We start from the raw sequence: 24,834 nt of genomic DNA, 5'->3' as shown, positions 1-24,834 counted from the left end.
GGAATTACATATACAGAGCGTACAAAACTTTTACAAGGTATTACGGTATATATGACAAACATTCCTACGGAATGGGTGCCAAAAGAGAAAATTTATGATCTATATTCACTGCGTTGGCAAATCGAGCTGTTATTTAAAATATGGAAATCTTGGTTTCAAATTCATCATTGTAAAAAGATAAAGCCAGAACGATTGGAGTGCCATTTATATGGTCGATTATTTCTCCAGTAATATTACAAGCCCTATTAGGTTCATGTTTTTTTAAAATAATATAATCCCGATCCGTATAAAATTCTAAGGGGGCTTTATTAAGAATATCTATACTTTTACATAATTCTCTTGGAATAACAATTCGTCCTAATTCATCTACTTTTCGAACGATACCTGTACTTTTTATTTAAAGTCCTCCTTATATATTAAACAGTGCTAAAACGAATATAAATTTCCCCCTCTCTTTTTTGTTAAATATATGTGAAAATACCCCAAAAAAATTTTTATAAAGATTGTAACAAAAGGCATAAATTTTGAACATGAGGAAATCTCTATTTTTAGCAGCATACAAAACATTCTAATTAATAACTATTGAATAAAGAATTAGTAGAACATAACATTGTCTATATTTCCTACAATTGACCTTTTGCACCTCTTTATCTAAGTACCTATAATCGTTAAACTTCAATCATAATCGCGTCACCTTGACCGCCGCCGCTGCAAATAGAAGCAATACCAATTCCTCCACCACGCTGTTTTAACGCATGAATAAGAGTAACGATAATACGAGCGCCGCCCGCTCCAATTGGATGTCCCATCGCTACTGCACCACCATTTACATTAACCTTTTCTGGATTAATTCCTGCAATTTCTGCACTTGCAATTGCTACCGCTGCGAAGGCTTCATTAATCTCAAATAAGTCAATTTCTTCTATAGTTTTCCCTGTTTTCTTCAAAAGTTCATTAATTGCATAACCTGGTGTTCTCGGGAAATTTTTCGATTCTACTGCAATCGCTGTATGTGCTAAAATCGTCGCTATTGGTTGTCTTCCTTCTTGCCACGCTCTATCCTCACTCATTAGCACAAGTGCCGCCCCGCCGTCATTTAACCCTGGAGAATTCCCAGCTGTTATTGTCGCTGTTTTATCAAATACAGGTTTTAGCTTCATTAATTTTTCGATTGTTGTATCTTCACGTGGTGACTCATCCTTTGTGATAACAACCGGATTCCCTTTTCTTCGCGGTACAACTACAGGCATAATCTCTTCTTCAAAACGCCCTTCTTTCTGTGCTATAACAGCGCGTTGATGGCTACGGTATGACCATTTATCTTGCGCTTCGCGAGAAATTCCATCTTCCTTCGCAACTTCTCCCCCGTAAACACCCATGTGTACACTAGAAAAGGCACATGTTAGACCATCTGCTATGTTTAAATCAACCACTTCGTTATTGCCCATTCTGTATCCCCAGCGTGCGACTTGTAAGACGTAAGGACCATTACTCATTGATTCCATTCCACCCGCTACAATAAGCGTTTTATCGCCAGTACGAATAATTTGATCTGCTAAAGTTACAGCACGAAGACCAGATGCACAAACTTTATTTACAGTTTCAGTCTGCACTTTCCACGGAATTCCTGCTGCCCTTGCAGCTTGTCGCGATGGGATTTGTCCCTGTCCACCTTGAATAACCGTTCCAAATATAACTTCCTCAATGTCTCCTGCTGAGACATTCCCTCGTTCAAGTGCAGCCTTAATTGCGATTCCTCCAAGTTCCGTTGCCTTCACATCTTTTAAAGCTCCTCCCAACTTTCCTATCGGTGTTCTAGCAGCACTTAAAATAACTGTTTTAGTCATGATTTTCCCCCATTTCTTTTTCAGTACCGAACACGCGCTCGATATTTCTACGGTGAAAAAAGTGCAAATATCGCGCTTTTCTCTAAAATTTTATGCATTTCCCAAATTTATATTGTCTTTTTTTTAGATTCAATAATAGAACCGTTCTAACATCGCCTTCCATAGTTTGAACTTATTTTTTAACTCTCTCACTTTCGTATTATCACTGAACATTGTAAAGCAATACAGTCGTCCTGTACCGATAGTTGACAGGATCAACATTTAACTGCGCACGTTTGGACTGTGATACATAAATGAAAAACTGTTCATTTTTATAACGATTCTTCGTTTTGCCAACCCTCTATATGACGGAATATTTTAAAAAGGGTTAATTTTCTTTCTTTTTCGCCTCCTTATTATACAATGAGTGATCATTTATTAAAACCTAGTTAAAAAGAAATACCAACAGTTATGTGTGGGGTTCCGCCGACAAAACGTGGATATTATACGCTAAAAGAAATTTTGGATTAAGGAAGCCGGTTTTCCCACGTTAAGGAATTTTATTTCTTATATTTCCAGCATATCCACGCATCATTTTTTAAAAATCCAGTTGAGATAAGTTCAAAAAAATAGAAACCCCTCATTCAAGAATACTTATCATGAATGAGGTATTGATTTGAATTTAAGTCACAATGTTTATAAAAAGGATGCGGTGTTTTGAATAAAGTCGTGATGCTTCACCTATTTGATATATTTTTAGAATTATCATACAATAACGACAATTCCAGATGGTTAGGCTTGTTTCAACTGCTAGGAGTATCCTACATTGGAACTTTTGGTTTATATAAACGGGTTCAATAATGTTATTGTAGGAGGGAATTAAGTGATTACATTAAAACCGATGAATAAAGAAGAATTTCAACAATATATTTCTATTGCGGTTGAGGCCTTTGCAAAAGACAAAGTTACTTCAGGAAATTGGAGTAAAGATGAAGCAATCGATCTATCTAAGAAAGAATTTTCTAAACTGTTACCTAAAGATGAGAGATCTGAACTTAATTACTTGTACTCTATTTTTCAAGACCATCAACTAATCGGAATGATTTAGATTGCACAAACATCAACTACAAATCCAGATGAAGGATTTATTTATGATTTTGCAATCTATGAGCCACACCAAGGACAAGGGTATGGTAAGCAATGAAAGAAACTGAAATCATTGCCAAAGAATTAGGAATGACCAAAATTGGTCTTCACGTTTTTGGGCATAACAAAGTTACACGTGGATTATATGAAAAGTTGGATTATGAAATTACGAATATAAAGATGGTGAAATCCATTTAAAAAAGCTACCAGTTGTATAAAAGTAGCTTTATATACAACTGGTAGCTTGGGTTTAATAATTTGAATCTGAAAATAATCAATCTTTTTATTAAAACTTATATCTAGCTGAAATACAAAACGCTCAATCTTTTTTCAAATTGAGCGTTTCTTTTTGTTATATAATCAATGTTTGTAGCTATTTTTTAATCAAAATTTATTCTAAATCAACATGAGGTTTTTTTATTATAAAAGTTGTTTCATTTCTATCTTGAAAATGTTGTATATTCATTCACTTTAAACAATTGAATCAAACTAGTTCTGTTCTGTTATATTAAAATTATATTTATACTTTTTTAACAAATTCAGATTTTAATTTCATAGCTCCAAAACCATCAATTTTACAATCAATATCATGATCCCCATCAACTAAACGAATACTTTTTACCTTTGTACCTATTTTTACGACTGATGAAGTTCCTTTTACTTTAAGATCTTTGATTACTGTTACAGAATCACCATCGTTTAAGACATTTCCATTGGCATCTTTAATAACTTTTGTATCCTCACTATTTTCAGTTTCTGATTCTAAAGTCCACTCATGAGCACATTCTGGGCAAACAAAAAGATTTCCATCTTCGTAAGTGTACTCTGAACTACATTTTGGGCAATTGGGTAAATTTGACATATTTTCATTTCCTCCGCTCGTTATCATTCATTCTAATAAGTATTTTTACAACTTCGTAAGAATAACAATTACGAAGTTAAAATTTAAGAAGATTTTCTTATCTGTGTCTCAAGCAGCTATCTTTATCGCATATCTTCCAATTTCTTAATGATCATGTTCGGTGTCGCCCATTCATCACGGTCAAAGTCAGAAATAGACACTTCGATGTTTAAACGTTCTTGAAATTCTACTAATAAGGATACTGTAGCAAAAGAATCTAGGATTCCTTCTTCAAATAATTGCACATCTGGGTTCTCTTTTACGATATCATTTTCACATACTTCTTCTAACACATTTAACACTTGATCTTTAAATTCAGACATTATTTATTCTCCTCTATATCCATGATTTATAATAAATTTCTTCATAGGCTTCTATTTTTTAATACATCATTTAAAAAAGTCTGTCCCATCATCATTACAAAGTTACCCCTGGTCTTTGTATAATAGTTATTAAGGCTTAGCAGATAGTTGTTCCCCGGAACATATGTGATTACAAATCCGTTATTTGTTTCTTTAGGAAAAGGAATATATATGTTTTTAACATCCGGGTTTATAGCAATAAAATCTTTTGGTAATAAACAATTTAAATTACTTAAAAATGATTTTCCATTAAAGATAGGTTGGATTTTTTTAGCTATGTTAACACCATCTTTGTTTTTACTCGAAGCTACTCCCCATATAATTACACCACCAGAAACATGAGAAAAAAACGAGACATTTTTTTTATAATTCTTTTTATCATCCTTTGAAAGGATACTGTTTGTATAATCCGTTTTTCGTTTAAATGTAAGGAAGATGTTCTCTTCTTGCTGTTTGATAATCATTTGTTGGATGTATGAAAAACCTTCTTGTTCACACCTTGTAAAAATCTTCTCCGCATTCTCCAAATCAAACTTTCTCCTTCTCTATTTTTAATAAAATGATTAAAAGAGTAGATCAAATCAAACATACTTTGCATGTGAAGTGAATTTTTTAAAAATCTAATGCATTTTCCTTATTCTTCATTGTATTCACTCCCTGAGATTGCTGAGAAAGCCCGGTACATTCATGAAAAGCGAAATGCTTACACCCTATACATTTTTTTGTATTCAAATGTCCTAAAGCACAGTTAATGGCTTCTCCGGTATGATCAAAAAAGTTTTCTTCCCCAATCTCAGCATACAATCCATTCTTATCTAGAGTTACTTTTAGCTCTGATTGAATTCCTGAAATAAGAAGTACGCCACCTTGTTTTTTAAAATGTTGAACGATATTCCTAAAGTAAGACTCTCCTGTGGTATCAATAAAAGGAACCTTTCCCATACGCAAAATTAAAACTTTAGGTTTATAGTGAATGGTCGCTAAAATATTTTGTTCAAATGTTTGAGCAGCCCCAAAAAATAATGGCCCTTCTATTGTGTAAATACTAATTTGCGGGCAATCATGAGCCTTATTTACCACATGTGGTAACAATTTTTCATTCTTTTTTGTATGATCAGGAAGCACTTTAGATATGACAAGCATATTACTCATACGTTTTGTAAACAAAATAATAGCTAAAATAAGACCGATCTCCACAGCTGTTGTCAAACTGGTAAATACAGTGAGTGTAAATGTTACCAGTAAGACAAGAGAATCTCCTGTCTTCATTTTAAGTATGTGATAAAAATGTTTTTGCTCACTCATGTTCCAAGCTACTACCATTAAAATAGGAGCCATACTAGCAAGTGGAATATGCGAAGCGTATGGAGCTAATAGTAGAAGTGTAAATAACACAAATCCCCCATGAATAACACCCGAAATTGGGGATACCGCTCCACTCTTAATATTGGTTGCTGTACGAGCAATTGCTCCAGTTGCCGGAATACCTCCAAATAACGGAGTAACAATATTGGCAATTCCCTGACCAATAAGCTCTTTGTTACTGTTATGTTTACTATTGGTCATACCATCTGCCACGACGGCGGATAAGAGAGATTCAATTCCACCCAACATGGCAATAACAAGTGCAGGACCAATTAACTGTTTGATACGCTCTAATGTGATTTCTGGTATATCAAACTGAGGAAGTGTATTTGGAATCGTACCATATGCTGTACCAATAGTAGGTACATGACCTGAGAAAAATACAGTTGCAATTATAGTTGAAATAACAACTCCCATTAATGAACCTGGTACTTTTGGCAAAATCTTTGGTGTTATGAGTATAACAAAAAGGCAAATCAAAGCAGTTAATACACTATAAAAATTAGTGGTACCGATATGAGTAAATATTTCCTTCAAGTTTGCTATAAAGTCCTCATGTTTTTTAATACCTGTTAAACCTAAAAAACTAGCAATTTGTCCAGTGAATATAATAACAGCAATACCTGACGTAAAGCCAATTGTTACAGGTCGTGGAATAAACTTAATTAAAGATCCAAGTTTGAAGATTCCCATAAGGCATAAGATAACTCCAGCTAATAAACCAGCAAGTAGTAAATTTTCATACCCATAAGTAATGACAATTCCTAAAAGAATTGGAACAAAAGCACCTGTAGGCCCTCCAATTTGATACTTCGAACCACCAAATAGTGAAATGAGTATCCCGGCAATACATGTTGTATAAATCCCATACTCCGGCTTAACGCCAGAAGCTATAGCAAAGGACATAGCAAGTGGAATCGCGACAACTCCAACAATCATTCCAGAAAGAAGATCCTTTTGAAAATGTCCCAATGAATATCCTTCAAACCTTCCCGTAAATAACCCTTTCATTACAAACCCTTCTTTTCTATTTTTAATAAGTCTTACTTATGCTGAAAGAATATTTTCTTTTGATAAATTCGAATTACAAATGCATTTCTCATACTCTTATACAGACGCTTTTTATCTCTTTACACGAGAGGATTATCCTAATATTGGTTATATGTTTTACTTAAATGACGTTCTAATTTACCTATATCTCCACCTTCTTGCATATAGGAATTTAACCTTTCTACTAAAAGTAAACCACCTCGACTATCTAGATTTTTCATATCTATAAAAGATTTAATTTTTACGTTATCTGGAGTACGATCTCTACGGAACATTTGTCCTGGAATTCCACTCCAGAAATGATTCCATTCGTCCAGTAACCCTATTTGATCAAATAAAAAACTTTGAATCCCGCATAACCAAGCTGTGCAAGCTGTATTTCTCTTTTGACATCCAACTCCATCCTGTAGATGCTGGCATGAAAAACAACAAGAATGCCCACTTTTAATACAAACATTACAAACATGATGAGCTCCTATTGAGCGAAATACTTCAATCCCATGTTGAATGATGTCTTCTTTTTTAACTTCAATGCTCACCCTATCCCTCCTTAATCATGGTTTCACTTTCTGTTTCATCCAGCTCTTCTAACATTGAAATTGTATCGATTAAATGGTTGTTAAAAATCTTCCGTGCAACTACTAGTAAATTCATAATCATAGGATCCCGAAGAGAATATAAGACTCTTTTTCCATCTTTGGTACCAACAACAATATTTTTAGCACGTAATACACTTAACTGTTGAGAAACAGCAGAACCTTCCTTATTAAGAATGCTCTGAATTTCATTTACACTTTTTTCACCCTCTGACAATAATTCTAGAATACCTATTCGCAAAGGATGTGCTAAGGCTTTAAAGAAATCAGCTTTAAATTGTTGCATTTCGTTTCCCATTTGAATACCTCCATTACTATCCTTAATTTGAAGAAGTATCATATACATCTTCAAATGTTTGAATATGTATATGATACTTCTAGGACTTCGAATTTTCAATACAAATTTTAAAATGTTAAACAAGAACCAAAAACGTTCATTTTTGGTTCTAAAAAGGGCACATCTCAAAAAGACTGTCACTTTAGGCGTTAATTTGCGCTTATTTTAAGTGTTATTTTGCGTGAATAACAAATAAAGGATCATACATATTAGTCATCTTAATATGTATGATCCTTTTATATCTTTTCAATAGATGCGCCCGATGTATCATTGATTTTTGTTCTTATCTTTTTTATGTGTACATTCACGATATTTTGATTTCTATCTTCAAGTTGCCATAAATAATCAAAGAAATGTTCTTTCGTTAAAATTCTATCCCTATTTTCATATAAACAGAAAAATATCTTTCGCTCGATTGCAGTAAATACAACTTCTTACATTGGAATGGATGTGGGACTAATAGATTTCGCCATTTTGTCAAATGGAACAACCTATAAAAATCCGAAGTTTTTTCAATCATTAGAAGAGAAGTTGGCAAAAGCACAGCGTGTTCTTTCTAGAAGAACGAGAGGATCTTCTCGCTGGAATAAACAACGAGTAAAAGTAGCTAGAATTCATGAATACATGGCAAATGCTAGAAAAGATTACTTGGACAAAATCTCAACTGAAATCATCAAAAACCACGATGTTATTGGGATAGAGGATTTGCAAGTATCGAATATGTTAAAGAATCATAAGTTAGCAAAAGCGATTAGTGAGGTATCATGGTCACAATTACGAACCATGTTGGAATATAAAGCAAAATGGTATGGCAAACAAGTCATTATCGTATCGAAAACATTTGCTTCCAGCCAATTATGTTCTTGTTGTGGGTATCAAAATAAAGACGTTAAAAATCTAAACCTACGTAAATGGGACTGTCCTTCTTGTCGTACACACCATGATAGGGATATTAACGCAAGTATCAATCTAAAGAATGAAGCGGTAAGACTTCTAACCGCAAGGACTGCGGGGTTAGCCTAATCAATTAGAGTTCGATAGAACTCTTTACTTAGGAATCCCCCACTTCTAAACGAAGTGAAAGTGGGGGTAGTTCAAGACTTTCGTTTAATAGGCTTAATTGCAAATCCAGTACTTAAAGCATTATCTAAAAGTAAATTTTAAATCTCATAAATATTAAAATCCCCTTCTGCATATGAGTGCACAAGGGGATTTTTCACTTATTCTACAGACATTGAATATAAATATGAAAATAAGAAACGGTATATATTTACACTAACATTTATAAATATGAAAATCAATATATAATTATCTACCTATAGAATCAGATAATATTTTTTGTTCATAAAACTATTCTTTTATCAAAACTTCATCGATTACTCGTTGTGCCATGTATTCTGCCATTTTGGATCCACTCCTTTTTAATGAATACTAGAAATGATTAATTCATCTGAAGCCTTTTGAATCAGTGTTTGTTGTTCAATTAACACTTCAAACCCCTCTTGTCCTGGATTATTTATAATCATTTCATCCATAGCTTGCTGCATTAGTTCCAGTTTCTTTTTAAGTTTTTCTAACTCTGACGGTTCTTCTGGTTGCGGTTCCTCTGGCTTTGGTACGACTGTTTCAAGCCATTTATTCTTCTGTTAAATCTCAAAATAAGGCTCCCATTATCATTTCCTTTGCTACTTCCAAAGTATAAGAAACCCTGTATTCGAAATATCTTGCTTTCATCTCCCTCCCTGAATAAAACTCAATAGCCCGCTAATACTAGATATAAGCTTCTAATACCAAACCAATTTTCATCTTAGGATCCATTTCTTTTCGATAAGCGTAGCATCTTACATTAGGAGCCAAGCAGTTAGCTACTTCAGCTAGCTGCTTTGTTGTCCAAAATGCAGCTTTTAGACCAAATACACCTAAACCAACATAACTTCATATGATATATTGCTGCATTTCTTTTTAGAGTGAATAGTCATTACAGAAGTGCTCTTACATTTACATACAATATAGCGTTTTCATGAGAAATTGTGTTATTATATATTTGTCGAATAAATACATATATACACTCGGCAAATAAATTAAACTCCATTTCCATTAAACTCCTGTCCTTTTATATTGGGAAGGAGTTTTTAAAATAGCCCCTATTCCCTTCGTTCAAATAAAGATTTTATTTAGTATCTAATTACTATAAGACGTTTCATTTATTTTGAATAATTTAATATCTTATAATCATGTTGCACTCAAAAAAATATTGAGTTGCTATACCGCGACTCCCAGAAACTAGGAATCTTGATATATAATAAGGATTTTATAATACCCAACTCTTTTTAACTAAGCGCTTCCTGTAATATCCGACACGATAAAAATACATTCCTTTCCTTCCATAAAGGTCCTCACTTTCATGGACTTCACTGTCACCGTATAAATCGTGTAGCTTTTGTAGATTTCCTCATATTCCGCTTAATTTTAAATCCGTCCACTTCCATTTCTTTGTGATGTTCCTTGTACTCATCACAATTTTTGTAAATAAATAATCGTTCTTTACGTTCAATCATTTGAAAATAATATGCAGCTTTACCTAGTCCTATAAAAAGAAAATAAAGTTAGTTAATTTTAAAACCTAAAAAAAGCATAACCCCGTTCTAAATTTAGGACAGGGTTAAAATATAGTTGCTTAATTTTTGATATAAGATACTTCACAGTACTCAAAAATATATCAATAAAGTCGTTTGAAAATCTAAAGTTTATTCAAGAATAGTGAACGGCCCTAGAATAATCTTACACAAATTATATAATTGTCTCTTTTGGTGTATTTTGAACACTCCCTTAATGTAAGGATTTTCAAAAAATATGAAAAGTACAAAGCAATCTTGTTAATTCATTCTATCTATTGTTAAAGAACGTGAATTTAGTCAAATTCTTGGTTTACAGTATTTCCAATTTGGCAATCGCGGAATTGACTTGATGAAAGTCCTGTATTTCTTTTAAATACTATTCACAAGTGTAAAAAGATAAAACAAGAGAGATTACAATGCCATTTGTATGGATAACTAATCACCATTCTACTCTGTTCTTCTACTATGTTTCAAATGCGGCAATTACTTCTTATGAAAAATCAAAGCATCTCATTTGCCTATTCAACCGCCTACAGCAAAACGAGAGAAAATCTCACCGATATGAGAAGAAAATAGTCTTTGATATATTAGATGTCGTTTACAATTGTCACATGTCTGAGAATCAAGCAGTTTAATTCAGAAAACTGCAATCCGTTAGGTTTTATTTTGTATGCAAACCCTTAAAATCCCTAGATGTATCCTCTAGAAAAATACCTTCCGCTATAAGTGACGTTGTATGAACTTAGCTTGATAGCGATATAGTGCCATCCCTATACCCAAATAACACCTTTGCGACTTCCTTTTGAATACGTTTGTATTCCTCTCTACTGATTTCCAGAAATAATGCTAATTGCTTCAACTGAAATTCCTCTATTTTTGAATTTCAGTTTTTATCTTCACATCGGGTACGTGAAATTTTACTACCTCATTGTTCAATATGAAAAACGTGCATAGCGAGTATCCTCACCATCCACTCTGCATGGTGAGGATATCCATTAAACCCTTAAAAATTCACGTTTTTTTGACCATATTCTCATTTGTTGCTTCAATGTTATTTGCTATACTCTTATGATACTGATTAAATTGAATCATTCCATTTTGTAATGGTCAATTGTGATACCATCTATTCCTTCAGTTCTAGAGCTAGTATTATGCTTTATATTTCTATATGCTAGTAGAATATTTTCTTTTAACGAATATACCGAAAGAATTCTCCTTCCTCAATTGCGTGAAGAGCGCTAACCCAGCAGTAGGTGGGAGATAAATTTCGATTTGGCTTACCCAAAAACTTTTGATAAATTAGCTATATGAACAAATTCAGAAAGAAATTGATTAAATCTTTACAAACATTTTTGGAGTGCTTAGCATTCCGGTTATTAATATTTACTATCTTCTTACTTATGGATCTAACAGATACACCTTTAAATACATTAGAATGAAGAGATTGGCTAGGTTTTGCATTAGGCGCAACCATTTTATCTATTGGGATGTTTACTTTAAATAAGTTGGATTTAAAATAAATATTTAGTCACTACTATATGTGGGCTGTATGCCCACAATCATTTAAAGTAATCTTTGCTATATCTTCTGAATCCATCGTACACTACAAACATTTCAATAAACTAACTTAAACACATATTGATAATTGTGTCGTCAGTTGTTCTAATGTGAAAGTACTTAGCCCCATCGATGTAATCATTGTGTAAGTAATAACTCTTATTCTCATGATGGTAGCCATTAGCTTCCAAGATCTCAAACAGCTTAATTTTCGTTTCATTCATATCAAACATAGATAACTGATCCACCCACTTAACAACTCCTTCGTATTAAATGAAATGTAATTCTTTATCCTTGTAATCTACCTCCGTAAATTCAGATAAATTATTTTTTTTCATTACCCATTCTTCTAAAATGTAACACGCTTCTTGTTCTCCTTGTTTTTTTACATTTTAAAATTGTAATTTTTGTTCATTTTCTAATTCAAATTTCACCTTCGCTTCTACAATCATCATTCATCTCTTCATTTCTTTATATTTTTCAAATATTCCATGCTTCCGAAGAGTATCCATTAAATGCCTAACTTTCCATTTTTCCTAAAGATAAGGCAATCCTCTTCATCTTTCTGAATTCATAATACTTACATATGTAGGGTAAATTCCTCATTGTGTACGGCTTCTTGTAATTAGGATGGTACTTCATTCGTCCCTGTACATCATATTGAACTTCCTTTGCTGATTACTAATAGCATTTTTGTTTAGTTTTATATACAGATGTGTTATTCTGTTATAGTACTCCTATCGGATTACACCAAAGATAACCATTTGTTCCTTTTAAACTGCCCTTGTTTACCCGCAAGGACAGTTGCTCTATTCAAATGGAGTTTTTATTCAGTTTTCTACTATCGGATTAAGTGTTGAACTAACATAGAAACTCCTATAGGTTTATGACTTAAAATACGACATTTTATACTCTATCCGATCCCCTTACTTGAGGTAAAAGGGCTCACTCTATTCAAGTAACGATTTTGTTCACTTTTTTGATACATTTATATGCTACATTGGATGTTAGTTTAATACATATTGAACTCAACAATATGTATTATTGCATTAGGATTTATTGTTAACTCATGATAAGATTAACAATAAACTTCTTATGTACCTAAAGAAAAGACGCTTTAAAGCATCTTTTCTTTATTTTTATCTCTCCTAAAAATAATATTTGAGATAACGCTATATTTTCAATAAAATATAAACTCCTAAAATTCGAATTCTATTATTTATAAGTGTTTTTCGTATTCTTTTAGTATTTTGTAGAAAGTATTTTTCTTCAGCCCAAGTAACTCCATAAATTGGACACTTGTTATTTCTACAAATTGAGAGGGTTTCTATAACTTCTTACGTCCACTGTTGCAAACATTCTATTTCCTTCATACTCTCAATCACTTTTTCGTCACTCACTATATAATAAACCTCATTTCCTTTTCGCTCATAGGAAACCATCTTAAACTGTTTTAACTTTATTAACTGCTGTGACATTGTAGATTGTGGAACACGTAGTAACTTCTGTAAATCAGATACATTTAATGGACCTTTCGAAATTAATTCTCGAACTATCATCAAACGCATAGGATGTCCAAGCATCCGCAATATATCTGCAGGTCTCTCGTAATCATTAATATTCATATAAAAAGCTTTTGGCATATTCACTTCTCCTTTTTTGGTGAGCATTTTCTTCATCCTAACATCATCTATTTGTTCCGCCAATGTCTTAGATACACAAGGGCCCCTTCAAATGCTTATATTTTTATAACTATATTATTCCCAAAGAAGCTCCCTATGTCCCCTTTGTATCTTACATTGCTTCAGATGTATTTTACTAAATAACTCATTTAGTTCTTTCTGTTTTATATTTTCTGGTACTTCTAATTCCCGTCCAAATATTTTCCTCCAAGCAATTTTTAATACTTTAATCTGCTGCGTAGAGACCGGAGTTTAAAGTTTTTCCTCTTTTTGCTGTTTCTTCAGATGCTCCGATTACAACAATCTCTTTTTCATACATAAATAATCCCCTTGGAATATCCTCTAGCAAGCGTAAATCATCTAGTAAACCGTTAAAATAGTTCCGCTGTCTTAAGGTAGATTTTCTTCTCTGCATAGAGTGCTCTATCTTTTGCAATAGCTCTGCTAGCTCAACAGTAGAAAGATCCACTTCTGAAAAAAACGCTTTTTTCTAGATAGACAATTACTTGCTCAACAAACGCATCCGAACGATCCCTCGAAGATCAGTGAGAACCCCCTGTTGTGAAGAGCATTCTAAATCTGTAAATACCATTCTATCAACACCCCCTTCAAAACCACTTAGTCTAATTACAACCCAAAACATCAGTATGTATGATTTAAAGTCCATAAAGTATATAGTAAATATATGACAATAAATATAATGTACCAGTATTAAAACCGGTATTGAGAAAATAGTAGAATGACAGATTATATATATATTTATTGTATAATATATATATAATCTGTCATTAAATCCCTTGTGTAAAAGAAAAGTGAGATACAGGAGCTCTCACTTTTCTTTTTGTTTGCACATAATTTTATTTCCCTCAACAAATGTTTAGGGGAATGAAATTAAAAAATCTAACGGAAATCCCTTCAGCATAAGACGATAGTTGCATATGTAACAGTTAACTAATTACATTTTATCATATTTAGTTCCCAAAATATTAAATCATTCCTATATTAAATACTACACTTATACGAAGGGAAATGGGAAGTTGAAAACGAGAGAGTTTCTCACCACAGAACAAAGGGAATATTTTTACGGAGTTCCTGAGCATAAGGACGAGAAAAATTTCGCATTATTGTACAATATCTGATGAAGAATTGCAAATTACAAATAAACAACGTGGTACAGCAAATCGATTAGGTTTTGCCATACAAATTGCTTACTTATGTTTTCCTGAGAGGGCGCTAGCTGCAAACGAAAAAATTCCAGGTTTTATTGTACATACGATTGCTAAACAATTAAGGATTTTACTTTCATCTATAGAAAACTATGCACGTGGACGTGATACAACTCGTCGAGAATATTTGAGGAAAATCAGAAGTACATTAGGATTTCGGACATTTACTTTAAAAGAATATCGAGAGTTAGCACGTTGGCTTCTCTCGATGGCAATAAAAACAGATCAAGGGCACCTTTTAGTAGAGTCTCTTATTTTTCAAAAATGAGGAACAGAAACATCATTCTACCAGCCATATACGCAGTTGGACATGTAGTATGGGCTGTACATGAACGAGCACATAGAAAGATTTTCAAACAATTAACAAAAAACCTTACTTCTTCTCAATATAAACAACTAAACAAATTATTAAGTGTAGGAAAAGGATACAAGTTTTCATATTTATCATGGCTTCGACAACCTTCAGGTGTTGTTTCTGTTTAAAATTTTCACAAGATTATGGATCGAATAAAATTTAATTTACCCTTAGATAACGGTAGAGAAGTGCCTCAGATTGAACTACTCACCACTTAACGTCCTTACGGACTGTTTGAAGTGGGAGATTCCTAAGTACAGAAGCCTAGTGGCTTCTAATTCATTAGGCTATCCCCGTAGTTCCTGCAGTTAGAAGCCTTAAAGCTTCATTTTTAAGATTGATACTTGCGTTAATATCTCTGTCGTGATGACTATTGCACTCAGGACAATCCCATTCACGAAGATTTAGATTCTTAACGTCTTTATTTTGATACCCACAACAAGAACATAATTGGCTTGAAGCAAATGTTTTCGATACGACAATGACTTGTTTGCCGTACCATTTTGCCTTATATTCCAACATAGTTCGAAACTGTGACCATGATACCTCACTAATTGCTTTTGCTAACTTATGATTCTTTAACATATTCGATACTTGCAAATCCTCTATACCAATAACATCGTGGTTTTTGATGATTTCAGTTGAGACTTTGTTTAAGTAATCTTTTCTAGCATTCGTCATGTATTCATGAATTCTAGCTACTTTTACTCGTTGTTTATTCCAGCGAGAAGATCCTTTCATTCTTCTAGAAAGAACACGCTGTGCTTTTGCCAACTTCTCTTCTAATGATCGAAAAAACTTCGGATTTTTATAGGTTGTTCCATCTGACAAAATGGCGAAATCTTTTAGTCCCACATCCATTCCAATGTAAGAATTTGTTTTCGGAAGTTCTTGCACTTCTGTTTCAACTAACAATGACACAAAGTATCTGCCAGAAGGGTTCCGTCTAACTGTAGCATTTACAATACGTCCCTTTACTTCACGACTTTTGGCAAATCGAACAAGCCCTAGTTTTGGCAATTTAATTTTGTTTTCTATAACAGCAATGTTTTCATTCGTTTGTTTTGTGGTATAAGATTGTACGTTGTTTTTCTTAGATTTAAAGCGCGGGGCGCTGTTTTGTTTTTTGAAAAAGCGTGTATAGGCATCCGCAAGGTTGCGAACAGACGACTGAATCGCAATACTATCCACTTCTTTTAGCCAAACAAACTCTTTCTTCATGGCAGGTAGTTTGGCAGAGCATGTACCATATGTCAAACCTTTTCCTGTTTCTTTGTATGTATTATCCCATAGAGATAGGAAGTGATTGAATACAAAACGAGAACAACCAATCGTTTTATTGATCAGGATCGCTTGTGCTTTATTTGGATAGATACGAAATTTATACGCTTTATTGATCATCCTTCGTTTCACCTCCATTTCGATATATGTCTATTATACACCAAACATACATTCGTTTGATAGTGAAGTGATTATGACAAATTGTCCGGTAACACTTTACATATTTCGAACAATTAAGATGACTTCCTGTCATCTCTTGTTCGAAGCCAATTCATCTCCCACCTACTCGCTGGACTACGTTCTTCACGCTCCTTGAGGAAAGAGTCTTCTTGGCTAAATTGATAAATTGCTACAGATGGCACGTGAAGGATCACGTTATTCTAACCAACATTTATATAGGTTTCACGAACGTAAACGACACGCCATCTTTATGGCTTTTCTCATTCATATATATGCTTTTTTAACGGATTAAGGAATAGAGCTGCTTGAGAAGCTAATAGGGAGAATGTTGAATCGTAGAGAAAAGAAACATAAGGATCATTTTCAAAGGGATGGAAAAGCGATTAATGAAAAAATTCGTTTATACGTAAAAGTTGGAAAGATCTTAATTGAAGCAAAAGAGTCAGAACAAGACCCATTTGAACCTTTACAATCTATCATTTCATGGGCACAATTTATACAATCAGTGGAACAGGCTGAAGAACTAGCCAGACCAACATAATTTGACTATTTAGATCTACTAGATAATTTTTATGGACATTTTCGGAAGCTTGCACCTAGATTATAGTCGATGAACATAATACTCATGATTCTTAAATATTTATTAATTACACTTGGAATTATTTTCTTAGCTATTCTGGGGTATATATGGTATCTTCCACATCGTTTCAAATAGCATTTTTATTAAAAACTTTTCACCTTTTAACTGGACAAGCATATGTTAGTGTATGGAGAAACCCTCCACTCATAGGAATCTACCTTTCTTGTCCAAGAGCACGTTATATATGTGCTCTTTTTTCATTAATAAGCATTTTTTTCGAAAGAATTATATATACTGTACTAAGAACTGAATCCACCGATTCTATTCACCCTCATAAGATTCGTGTTACATATTGAACACTGTTAAACAGTGTTCTTTTTTATGACTAAATAACGATTCTGTTTCGTTTCTAATCACTACAAGGCGTTTCGCTTGTTTTGAATACCTTAATATCCTATAATTATCTTGCACTCAAAAAATATTGAGCTGTTATACCACGACTCCCGGGAAACCGGGAGTTTTGATATATAATAAAGATTTTGTTGAGTTTCCCCTTACTTAATTACTTCGTATTTAATCCATTTCACCTCAGCTAACTGGTTAAGGCGATATTTGTAATTCCTAGTTGGTACAAATTCAGAGGTACAAAACATCTTACCTGTTGGAAGTTACCCTATAAAGTGAGAAACAAATAAAAATCCTATCACTAGAATAACAAGAGTGATAGGATTTTCGTTATACCATGGAAAAGGTTAATTTTTGTCATATTATTTTTATGTAGTTAAGATGCTTCTATCAAATAATGTAACAAATGTGACTCTCCCCATAAAGTTGCCGCTAAAAGAAGCGTATCTTTGCCTTGGATTAATTATTAACCCATAAGTTTGCCGTGAATGCTGTTGGTTTGTAATAAAGTTTGATTAAAATGCTTGGAGTATTTGTTGCTAATAAATAATTTTTTATAAAAAAGTTTAATCATTTTTCTACCCATGTTTTCTCAAAAAATCGCACCCTTTAATCGAATAAACCACTAATTATTTTGACTCTCGAAAATCTTCGATTGTAAAGTACACTACCTTTTCATCACGCGAAATGCGCCCTTGCACAACAATAGTCCGCGGTTCTATGTAATCAACTGCAGTTGGACTCATCTCGAAGAGATCGACGGCGGTCGTGCAACACCAGCAGGATAATCATCCCCATTATTACACCTAAGACGATGCCGGTCTGTGTGGTTAACAACCATGCCAATGGGTACTCTGGGGAAGGTGGCGCATCGAGTCGAACTGAAGATAAGGCGGAATAGAGGTTGTTGGAAAACAACGCTCCCGATGAAATCCATGCCGCTGCCATAGGGGGTAGAAACCACCTTGACCTACTGCTTCTGGATACTACCACCAGTATGCCCCACGCACCAGCAAAGGACCACACGCCTGTGCTCAATGACAGCAAGTGCCACCATACATCGCGTTCCCCCATGGTTGCTGGATCAATGCCGAAAGAGCCGCCTACCGCCCAAAACACCTTGATGACACCGAGCAGAATACAGCCGGCCGCGACGATCCTAGCCAAGATGATCTGCAGTTGTAAAGTATTCCCCGGCAACTCCTTGTAGTCAGTTGTACCACTCAGCGCCTCTGGCCAACGTGCCATTGCATACCCCGCCAATGCAAGCGGCAGGAAGATGCCGACCCCGAAAAGTGAGATCATGACGAAAATCTGCTCGTATACCCAGAAGTCGGCGGCACCTGCTTCTTGATCCCGTATCATAGCTGCAGGGCCCAGAAACGGTGCAATCAACAGCATGGGAACGAGTAAACCAGTACCAACCCAAATGGGTAGAGCAACCAACCACGCAGGTAACCGCTCCCCCCACGGCCTGCAAAACGCCATTGCAAGAAAGATACCAATTGCAGCGAGAACGGCGGTTACTGCGTTTATAATGCGCCAACTAGCGTCACCCATTTGCTCGGTTGGAAGGAAGAGACCAAAAGTCCATATAATTTTGATCAGCAGGTAAGGTGCTACTGATATTGCGGCACCATAACCGCAGATTCTACGCAACCTCATCAATCTGGAATACTTCCTCTCTGCACTAATTGTCATCTTCTCAGCTCCTTTACAAGCTCTAACTTACTTTGTTTCATAATTATTTATTCACAACTATCCTAATGCCTTGAACGCTTTTAAACCTTTCTTGTACAACTTTCAATTTTTTATATTTCCAAGACTTATATTAGTGCCTTCCTTACATAACATAGTTACTCTAGATTATCGAGAAAAATATCATAACTCTAAATTAACTTCGATTTCTCTTTGAATAATCTCCTCCTTAATTCCATTAAATGGCCCGATTATTGAACAGAATGACTCACATTTTTTGAAACGACTTTATTGTAAATCAAATAACTTTTTTGTCACTTTACATTATAAACACCATGACTTTATTTAAAAGCGACACTAGAAATATTCTTCAAATCACAACAAAATAAAATACTTTGCATCAAAACAAATTTTAGGTGTATATCCCTTACTACATTGATATTTTAAAATTAAGAAAGGAGTTCGAATGAAAACACTATTTTTCTATGATAAAAATCTTCAAAAAAATGAAGAACACGTAATACTTAATCCTATTAATTCGGGTATGGAAGCAAAATTTAATTCTATTCTTTCAAATCAAATGGGAATTTTATTGATTAATCCAATGAACCAAAGAAAAGTAAAACGAGTTTACACTTGATTGAATCAATCTATTCTTTCTCGCATCTATGTAAAGTTCAACTAGTTACTGGAGAAATTTATTATTGGCAAAAAATTATTGCTTTATTGGGAAAATAACTGGTAATTAACCATAAAAAGGTTCAAAGGATGATGCAGCGGAGAAACTGAAACTGCCATATCAAGATTACAAAAGAGAATCGTTCAGGAAATGTATTCTTCAAGACATGAAATGTCCTAGATGGAAGCTTTTAGTCAGCCTTCCCGCTAACTAAATTAACAACGGATATTACCTATCTAACGTTTGGTGAAAAGAGATTGTATTTGTCCTCAATCATGGATTTATTTAACGGTGAATCGTTGCTTTCTCAACCAGTGGTACTCAAAATACCTCGCTCTTAATTGACACATTGAATCGATTGAATTTACCTAAATGGGCCCTTCTACAAAGCAACCAAGGTTCAGTTTACACCTTGTATGACCATTACAAAGAATGCGACAAAAAGTATTATCCGAAGTATGTCCCGTAAAGGAACACCTGCAGATGACGCTCCAATAGAATACTTTCATTCCTTGCTAAAATGTGAAGTATTCTCCGCTAAGGAGTATCACAACTCCACAAACATTGTAATTGATATAGTTGGAAAACATATTAAAAGATACAATAAGACTCGCATTCAACAAAAACTGGGATACAAATCTCTTGTTGGGTATAGAAAACTTGTAGCCTAAAAAGAGGGGGATTTATTCCTCAGATTTTGGGTTCAGTGCCGTTTAAGGTATTTTTATATTCCGACTTTTAGAATCCCTCTATTTTAATCGAAAAGTATGGCTTGAATTTTTTCACTGGAACATTGAATGTAAGTGTGTCCTTTTCTAATCATATGCATAGCTTCTACTTCATCATTTTTTTGTATTTATAGTATAAATAGAATCCCACTAGTAATACATGTGCTATATTTTATCTTTATACCAGAACCAAAAATAGAGCAAGAATTCCTCCCTGCTCCTGTTAGTTTTTTATTATAGAGATTAACCTCCAGTGTTTCCATCTGCCATAGTTTTCACTAGAGCAGTAATTTGTTCTTTTCCTTGTAAATTTAATTTAGATAATTTTACTCGTCCCTGATTAATAATAAATAAAGTGTCAGATCTTTCTCCCTCTTGAATTAATAATTGACCTTTTATAAACCTTTTATGTCTTGTCATTGTGGCTACTTTAGAAATTTCTTCATCAGATAAGGAATTAAAGATTAGTACCTTTCTCGGACAAGGTAGTACCACACTCTTTTGCATATTTCCTCACCTCCCCTTTCTTTTTTCGCTAAATTTTGAACAATAGTATTTAAATTATTATATCTCTTCCTAAGGGCCGCACTAGTGAGCCAAATCACATCAAAAAATTCTTTTCATATAAAAAGTAACGAGAAATTATATAAGCTTCTCGTTACTTTTTCTTTTGCTATTCCTCTACTGGTGCAAATTGCTCAGTATCTTCTCCACATACTGGACACACCCAGTCTTCCGGTAAATCTTCAAAACTTGTTCCCGGTTCTATATCCTCATCCAGATCTCCAATTTCTGGATCATAAATATAGCCGCATGGTAAACAAATATATTTTTTCATTATAATGCCCTCTTTCTATTATCATATTAAGATTTTAATTTCTCTTTTACCTTGCTCATTATTTCACTTATATTCGTATTTTTTATATCACTCTCTTCTAATACTACTTGCTTTTCAATGGCAGACTTATAAGGGATAGATGCAGCAACTCCTTCTAATGAGATGACACCTATTATTTTATTATTTTTGATAAATAATCTTGTATATTTCTCTTTACCATCTTCTTCAACGATAGTTGTATCACATTGTTTTTCATCAACGAATCCAATTGAGAATAAAGATACATCGAACGCATTAAAGATAGTAGTTGGAATTGCTTCCTTATAAATTGCGGGATTAGAAACCATATTACTTCCTGCAATTTTCCCTTGATCCATTGCCCGTCCCCATAATCCACCAACTTCACCGTTTACTTCTGCTACATCTCCAGCAGCATATACAGATCCCACATTCGTTTCCATCTTCTCATTGACAACAATACCTCTATTTACATGAATAGGAGTATTGTTTACTAAAGAAATGTTAGGAGTAACCCCAATTGAATAAACAACACTATCACAATCTATTAGTTGTTCACCATTCACTTTCATTCCAGTTACTACTTCTTCTCCAAGAATGGAATCAATAGTCGTATTTAAATATACTTTTACTCCAGCATTTTCAATGTTTTGTTTTAATAGAAGAGAAACTTTTTCATCTAATTGTCTTCCCATTAATGTAGCGGCAACTTCTACAATGGTTACTTGTTTACCAGCTTTCATCATAGACCAAGCTGTTTCTAATCCCTGTACGCCTCCACCAATGTTTACAACATGCTTTTTATCTTCTAAACATGATTTAAAGTTATCTGCTTCCTGCATGTCTCTAATAGTAAAGACATTTTTTTTATTTATTCCATCTACTGGTAGCCTTCTATTATTTGCACCTGTGCAAATTAATAGTTTATAATAAGAAACTTTCTTTTTATTTGATGTAACAATATATTGCTGCTTTGTATCAATTTTTACTACCTTTGTATTTGTGAAAACCGATATATTATTATTTTGGTACCATTTTTCTTTTTTAATTAAAACTTTTTCGCTGTGTAAATCCGAATATAGCTCTTTTGATAGTTTAATTCTGTTATAGGGTAAGGATGATTCTTCACCAAAAATGAATATATTTGAATCCTTGTCCTGATCCCTAATTGTCTTTGCAGCATTTACAGCGGCTACTCCACTTCCTATAATTACAAAATTCTTTCCCATATTTTCACCTACGTTCCTCTATTAAATAGAGCTTAGTAATAAATCCGTAACAAACGTTGTTGCATGTTTGATTTGTTGTGTTTTTTCTTCATTCTTTGGAGAGAACCTTATACGAATAGGAAATTCAACATGAGTCATACCTGTAGACTTAATAACATTTGATGTACTTTGTACATTCATATTTGTTTCATTTAGGTAATCTTGTACTACCTCAATTGCTTCACCACTCCAACCGTATGACCCGAATGCTGCTGCGATTTTCCCTTCCAAGTTCATTCCCTTCATTTCTATTAAAATTTCTTCTAAATTTCCAATCATATCTGCGTATTTAGTTGACGATCCGATGAAAACTGCATCTGCTCCTTGAATACTCTCTAGAATCTTAGCTTTATCCGATTTATCAGCATTAAATACTGCTACTTTAATATTATCTGCTTCGAATGTTTCTTTAATGATATTCGCGATTTTTTTCGTGTTATTTTTAATGGTTGTATATACAATGGTTACTTTTTTTCCTTGTGTTGTATCTTTACTCATCTCTGCATATAAATCGATATATTTTTGGACATCTTGGCGTAAAATGTACCCATGAGATGGAGCAATCATTTTTACATCTAAATCTCCTAATGCCTTTATTAACGTCCTAACGTATCTTCTATGCGGATGAATAATTGCATTATAGTAGCCAATAAAATCTTCTGTAATATCTACATTCGCTTCATCGCTAAAAATTTCATTATTCGCTACGTGCGTACTAAAGATATCACATGGGAATAAAATTTTATCCTCTATGCAATACGTAATCATTGTTTCTTCTGTATGAAGATATGGAGTTTCTTTAAATTTCAATGTTTTCCCACCGATATCTAATGTATCTCCATCTTTTACAACTAAAAAGTTTCTATGATGTAATTTATACATTTCCTGCAACTCAGGTACTGCAATTTCTGTGCATACGATTGTAGCATTTGTAGCTCTTGATGCTAATGCCGCCAATCCACCTGAATGATCAGGTTCTGTATGGTTTACTACAATATATTGAATTTCTTGTGGATCAATTAATTCACTTAAATATTCTACAAATTCCCTTCCAAACTCTATATCAACTGTATCAATCACTGTTGGTTTTTCAGTTTTTATAAGATACGCATTATAAGTTGTTCCTTTTGCTAAGATTAAACGATGAAACGGTACTTCCCTATTATCAATTTTCCCTACCCAATATATATCTTCAGCTAGCTTAATTTCTCTATTCATGTTTTTTAATTCCTCCTCATTTTTATCTCTTAACAACAAATGTATTATAAAAATTTTCCTAAGATAAAAAGAGGACTTGAATCACATTTTGTAGTAACAAATAAAAAAATACTTTAGCAAATAAAAATTTACTAAAGTATTTTTTATCAAACGTTTATTTTGTAGCTACAAGAACTAAGGCCTGTCCAGTGGGTAAATACGCTTCCTTTTTAAAATTACCGAAAGTTTCTACAGTACGAAAACCACATTCTTTTAGCATGGACAGTAGTTGTTTTTTTGTAATAGGATATAACAGAATACTGTTTGCTAGTTCTTTATTATCCACATTCAAAGTTGCAGTAAATAATACTTTCTCTCCTTCAAGCGTATAATTACGCTTAAACGAAAAATGTTTCTTTTCTATTACTGGAAATTTAAAATCATTTCCGGTTAGCACTTTTTCATAATTTACAATTTGAATAATTAGTTTTCCGTCTGCTTTTAATTTTTCATAAGACCCACAGATAAAATTAAAGATTTCTTTCTTATTATCCAAATGGGCAAGTGTATTTCCAATACAATAAATACAATCAAATACTTCAGGAACGTTTTTAATTTCTTGCATGCCAAATGTATTTACACTAAATATCCCTTCATAAACTGCTGCTTTCTTCCGAATTTTTGCAGCCAGGCTCTCCTCTGGTTCCATTGCAGTAACAACAAAACCCTTTTCAACTAGTGCTTGGGCTACATTCCCTGTTCCTGCGCCCACATCCAGTATAGAGCTACCTTTTTTTAAATTAGAGACTATAAAATTTATTTGTTTCTCATTTGCAGGAAAAATTCCATCATAATATGGCGTTAACATTTGATAAAAAGTCATTATTTATACAGTCCTTTCAGGGGATAGGATTCAAATCATAATCAATTACTACCCGCAC

At 33.6% G+C, this 24,834-nt stretch carries 18 protein-coding genes and 10 pseudogenes; 8 read left to right on the top strand and 20 right to left on the bottom strand.

Going from position 1 to position 24,834, the window contains the following annotated elements:
- Window positions 1-219: pseudogene (locus JDS95_RS25275) on the top strand (transposase); the annotation flags it as partial.
- On the opposite strand, the gene JDS95_RS31295 reads toward JDS95_RS25275, so the two are convergent.
- Complete coding sequence (locus JDS95_RS31295) at window positions 134-397, bottom strand: AbrB/MazE/SpoVT family DNA-binding domain-containing protein (RefSeq protein ID WP_097826070.1); 264 nt, start codon at window positions 395-397, stop codon at window positions 134-136. The pseudogene JDS95_RS25275 and the gene JDS95_RS31295 sit on opposite strands and share 86 nt — an antisense overlap.
- A gap of 271 nt (window positions 398-668) precedes the next feature.
- Window positions 669-1,847, bottom strand: a complete 1,179-nt coding sequence (locus tag JDS95_RS25270; RefSeq protein WP_000169480.1) for an acetyl-CoA C-acetyltransferase — start codon at window positions 1,845-1,847, stop codon at window positions 669-671.
- Window positions 1,848-2,709: 862 nt separating this feature from the next.
- Here JDS95_RS25270 and JDS95_RS31290 point away from each other — a divergent pair.
- A pseudogene (locus JDS95_RS31290) lies at window positions 2,710-3,170 on the top strand (GNAT family N-acetyltransferase).
- A 322-nt stretch (window positions 3,171-3,492) separates the two neighbouring features.
- On the opposite strand, the gene JDS95_RS25260 reads toward JDS95_RS31290, so the two are convergent.
- The 7 genes and pseudogenes from JDS95_RS25260 to ybdJ all read right to left on the bottom strand — a co-directional run.
- Complete coding sequence (locus tag JDS95_RS25260; protein WP_000067665.1) at window positions 3,493-3,834, bottom strand: zinc ribbon domain-containing protein YjdM; 342 nt, start codon at window positions 3,832-3,834, stop codon at window positions 3,493-3,495.
- Between the two features lie 122 nt (window positions 3,835-3,956).
- Window positions 3,957-4,196, bottom strand: coding sequence for a D-alanine--poly(phosphoribitol) ligase subunit DltC (gene dltC, locus JDS95_RS25255; protein ID WP_001288603.1), 240 nt, complete (start codon window positions 4,194-4,196; stop codon window positions 3,957-3,959).
- A gap of 41 nt (window positions 4,197-4,237) precedes the next feature.
- The gene (locus tag JDS95_RS25250) at window positions 4,238-4,762 is read right to left on the bottom strand and encodes a hypothetical protein (protein WP_000426346.1); all 525 of its coding nucleotides are present in this window, start codon (window positions 4,760-4,762) and stop codon (window positions 4,238-4,240) included.
- Between the two features lie 85 nt (window positions 4,763-4,847).
- Window positions 4,848-6,611, bottom strand: a complete 1,764-nt coding sequence (locus tag JDS95_RS25245; protein WP_000677205.1) for a SulP family inorganic anion transporter — start codon at window positions 6,609-6,611, stop codon at window positions 4,848-4,850.
- Window positions 6,612-6,748: 137 nt separating this feature from the next.
- Window positions 6,749-7,189 (bottom strand): hypothetical protein, encoded by a 441-nt coding sequence (locus JDS95_RS25240; RefSeq protein WP_000021464.1) that lies wholly within the window; start codon window positions 7,187-7,189, stop codon window positions 6,749-6,751.
- Between the two features lies 1 nt (window position 7,190).
- Window positions 7,191-7,544: an ArsR/SmtB family transcription factor gene (locus JDS95_RS25235; protein ID WP_000526190.1), complete on the bottom strand. Its 354-nt coding sequence runs from the start codon at window positions 7,542-7,544 to the stop codon at window positions 7,191-7,193.
- Window positions 7,545-7,819: 275 nt separating this feature from the next.
- A pseudogene (ybdJ, locus tag JDS95_RS25230) lies at window positions 7,820-8,017 on the bottom strand (two-component system response regulator YbdJ); the annotation flags it as partial.
- Here ybdJ and JDS95_RS25225 point away from each other — a divergent pair.
- A pseudogene (locus JDS95_RS25225) lies at window positions 8,010-8,606 on the top strand (RNA-guided endonuclease TnpB family protein); the annotation flags it as partial. The pseudogenes ybdJ and JDS95_RS25225 overlap by 8 nt on opposite strands.
- 398 nt (window positions 8,607-9,004) lie before the next feature.
- Here the strand turns inward: JDS95_RS25225 and JDS95_RS31610 are convergent.
- Window positions 9,005-9,130: a hypothetical protein gene (locus JDS95_RS31610; protein WP_002046237.1), complete on the bottom strand. Its 126-nt coding sequence runs from the start codon at window positions 9,128-9,130 to the stop codon at window positions 9,005-9,007.
- Between the two features lie 1,449 nt (window positions 9,131-10,579).
- Here JDS95_RS31610 and JDS95_RS25220 point away from each other — a divergent pair.
- Window positions 10,580-10,836 (top strand): annotated as a pseudogene (locus JDS95_RS25220) (IS4 family transposase); the annotation flags it as partial.
- Window positions 10,837-11,508: 672 nt separating this feature from the next.
- Window positions 11,509-11,721 (top strand): annotated as a pseudogene (locus JDS95_RS31285) (hypothetical protein).
- Between the two features lie 1,256 nt (window positions 11,722-12,977).
- On the opposite strand, the pseudogene JDS95_RS31280 reads toward JDS95_RS31285, so the two are convergent.
- The 3 genes and pseudogenes from JDS95_RS31280 to JDS95_RS31915 form a co-directional block, all read right to left on the bottom strand.
- Window positions 12,978-13,067 (bottom strand): annotated as a pseudogene (locus tag JDS95_RS31280) (recombinase family protein); the annotation flags it as partial.
- Window positions 13,068-13,095: 28 nt separating this feature from the next.
- On the bottom strand, window positions 13,096-13,401 hold the full coding sequence (locus JDS95_RS25215; RefSeq protein WP_033661399.1) for an ArsR/SmtB family transcription factor: 306 nt from the start codon (window positions 13,399-13,401) through the stop codon (window positions 13,096-13,098).
- A 114-nt stretch (window positions 13,402-13,515) separates the two neighbouring features.
- Window positions 13,516-14,032, bottom strand: a pseudogene (locus JDS95_RS31915) (hypothetical protein).
- Between the two features lie 445 nt (window positions 14,033-14,477).
- Between JDS95_RS31915 and JDS95_RS31910 the strand changes: the two are divergent.
- Window positions 14,478-15,230 (top strand): annotated as a pseudogene (locus JDS95_RS31910) (DUF4158 domain-containing protein); the annotation flags it as partial.
- 73 nt (window positions 15,231-15,303) lie between these two features.
- Here the strand turns inward: JDS95_RS31910 and tnpB are convergent.
- Window positions 15,304-16,422: an IS200/IS605 family element RNA-guided endonuclease TnpB gene (tnpB, locus tag JDS95_RS25200; RefSeq protein ID WP_199690856.1), complete on the bottom strand. Its 1,119-nt coding sequence runs from the start codon at window positions 16,420-16,422 to the stop codon at window positions 15,304-15,306.
- 220 nt (window positions 16,423-16,642) lie between these two features.
- Between tnpB and JDS95_RS25195 the strand changes: the two are divergent.
- Window positions 16,643-17,086, top strand: a pseudogene (locus tag JDS95_RS25195) (Tn3 family transposase); the annotation flags it as partial.
- Window positions 17,087-18,193: 1,107 nt separating this feature from the next.
- Here the strand turns inward: JDS95_RS25195 and JDS95_RS25190 are convergent.
- The gene (locus JDS95_RS25190) at window positions 18,194-19,168 is read right to left on the bottom strand and encodes a DUF1700 domain-containing protein (protein ID WP_000155612.1); all 975 of its coding nucleotides are present in this window, start codon (window positions 19,166-19,168) and stop codon (window positions 18,194-18,196) included.
- Window positions 19,169-19,631: 463 nt separating this feature from the next.
- Between JDS95_RS25190 and JDS95_RS25185 the strand changes: the two genes are divergently transcribed.
- Window positions 19,632-19,805 carry a hypothetical protein gene (locus JDS95_RS25185; RefSeq protein ID WP_002046142.1) on the top strand — a complete coding sequence of 58 codons (174 nt, stop codon included), beginning with the start codon at window positions 19,632-19,634 and terminating at the stop codon, window positions 19,803-19,805.
- 1,010 nt (window positions 19,806-20,815) lie between these two features.
- Here the strand turns inward: JDS95_RS25185 and JDS95_RS25180 are convergent.
- From JDS95_RS25180 to JDS95_RS25160, 5 genes are all read right to left on the bottom strand, one after another.
- Window positions 20,816-21,079 carry a cyclic nucleotide-binding domain-containing protein gene (locus JDS95_RS25180; RefSeq protein WP_002046143.1) on the bottom strand — a complete coding sequence of 88 codons (264 nt, stop codon included), beginning with the start codon at window positions 21,077-21,079 and terminating at the stop codon, window positions 20,816-20,818.
- 166 nt (window positions 21,080-21,245) lie between these two features.
- Window positions 21,246-21,410, bottom strand: coding sequence for a rubredoxin (gene rd / locus JDS95_RS25175; protein WP_000759861.1), 165 nt, complete (start codon window positions 21,408-21,410; stop codon window positions 21,246-21,248).
- A gap of 26 nt (window positions 21,411-21,436) precedes the next feature.
- Window positions 21,437-22,657: an NAD(P)/FAD-dependent oxidoreductase gene (locus JDS95_RS25170; protein WP_000517620.1), complete on the bottom strand. Its 1,221-nt coding sequence runs from the start codon at window positions 22,655-22,657 to the stop codon at window positions 21,437-21,439.
- Window positions 22,658-22,678: 21 nt separating this feature from the next.
- On the bottom strand, window positions 22,679-23,914 hold the full coding sequence (locus JDS95_RS25165) for an FprA family A-type flavoprotein (protein WP_001078345.1): 1,236 nt from the start codon (window positions 23,912-23,914) through the stop codon (window positions 22,679-22,681).
- Window positions 23,915-24,068: 154 nt separating this feature from the next.
- A complete protein-coding gene (locus tag JDS95_RS25160; protein WP_000145194.1) occupies window positions 24,069-24,776 on the bottom strand; it encodes a class I SAM-dependent methyltransferase in 708 nt (235 codons plus the stop codon).
- Window positions 24,777-24,834: the final 58 nt, after the last annotated feature.

Source organism: Bacillus cereus group sp. N24 (genome assembly GCF_016483345.1).
Lineage (GTDB): Bacteria > Bacillota > Bacilli > Bacillales > Bacillaceae_G > Bacillus_A > Bacillus_A toyonensis.
The sequence above is the reverse complement of the archived record's forward strand: the minus strand, read 5'-3'. Positions and strand labels throughout refer to the sequence as shown.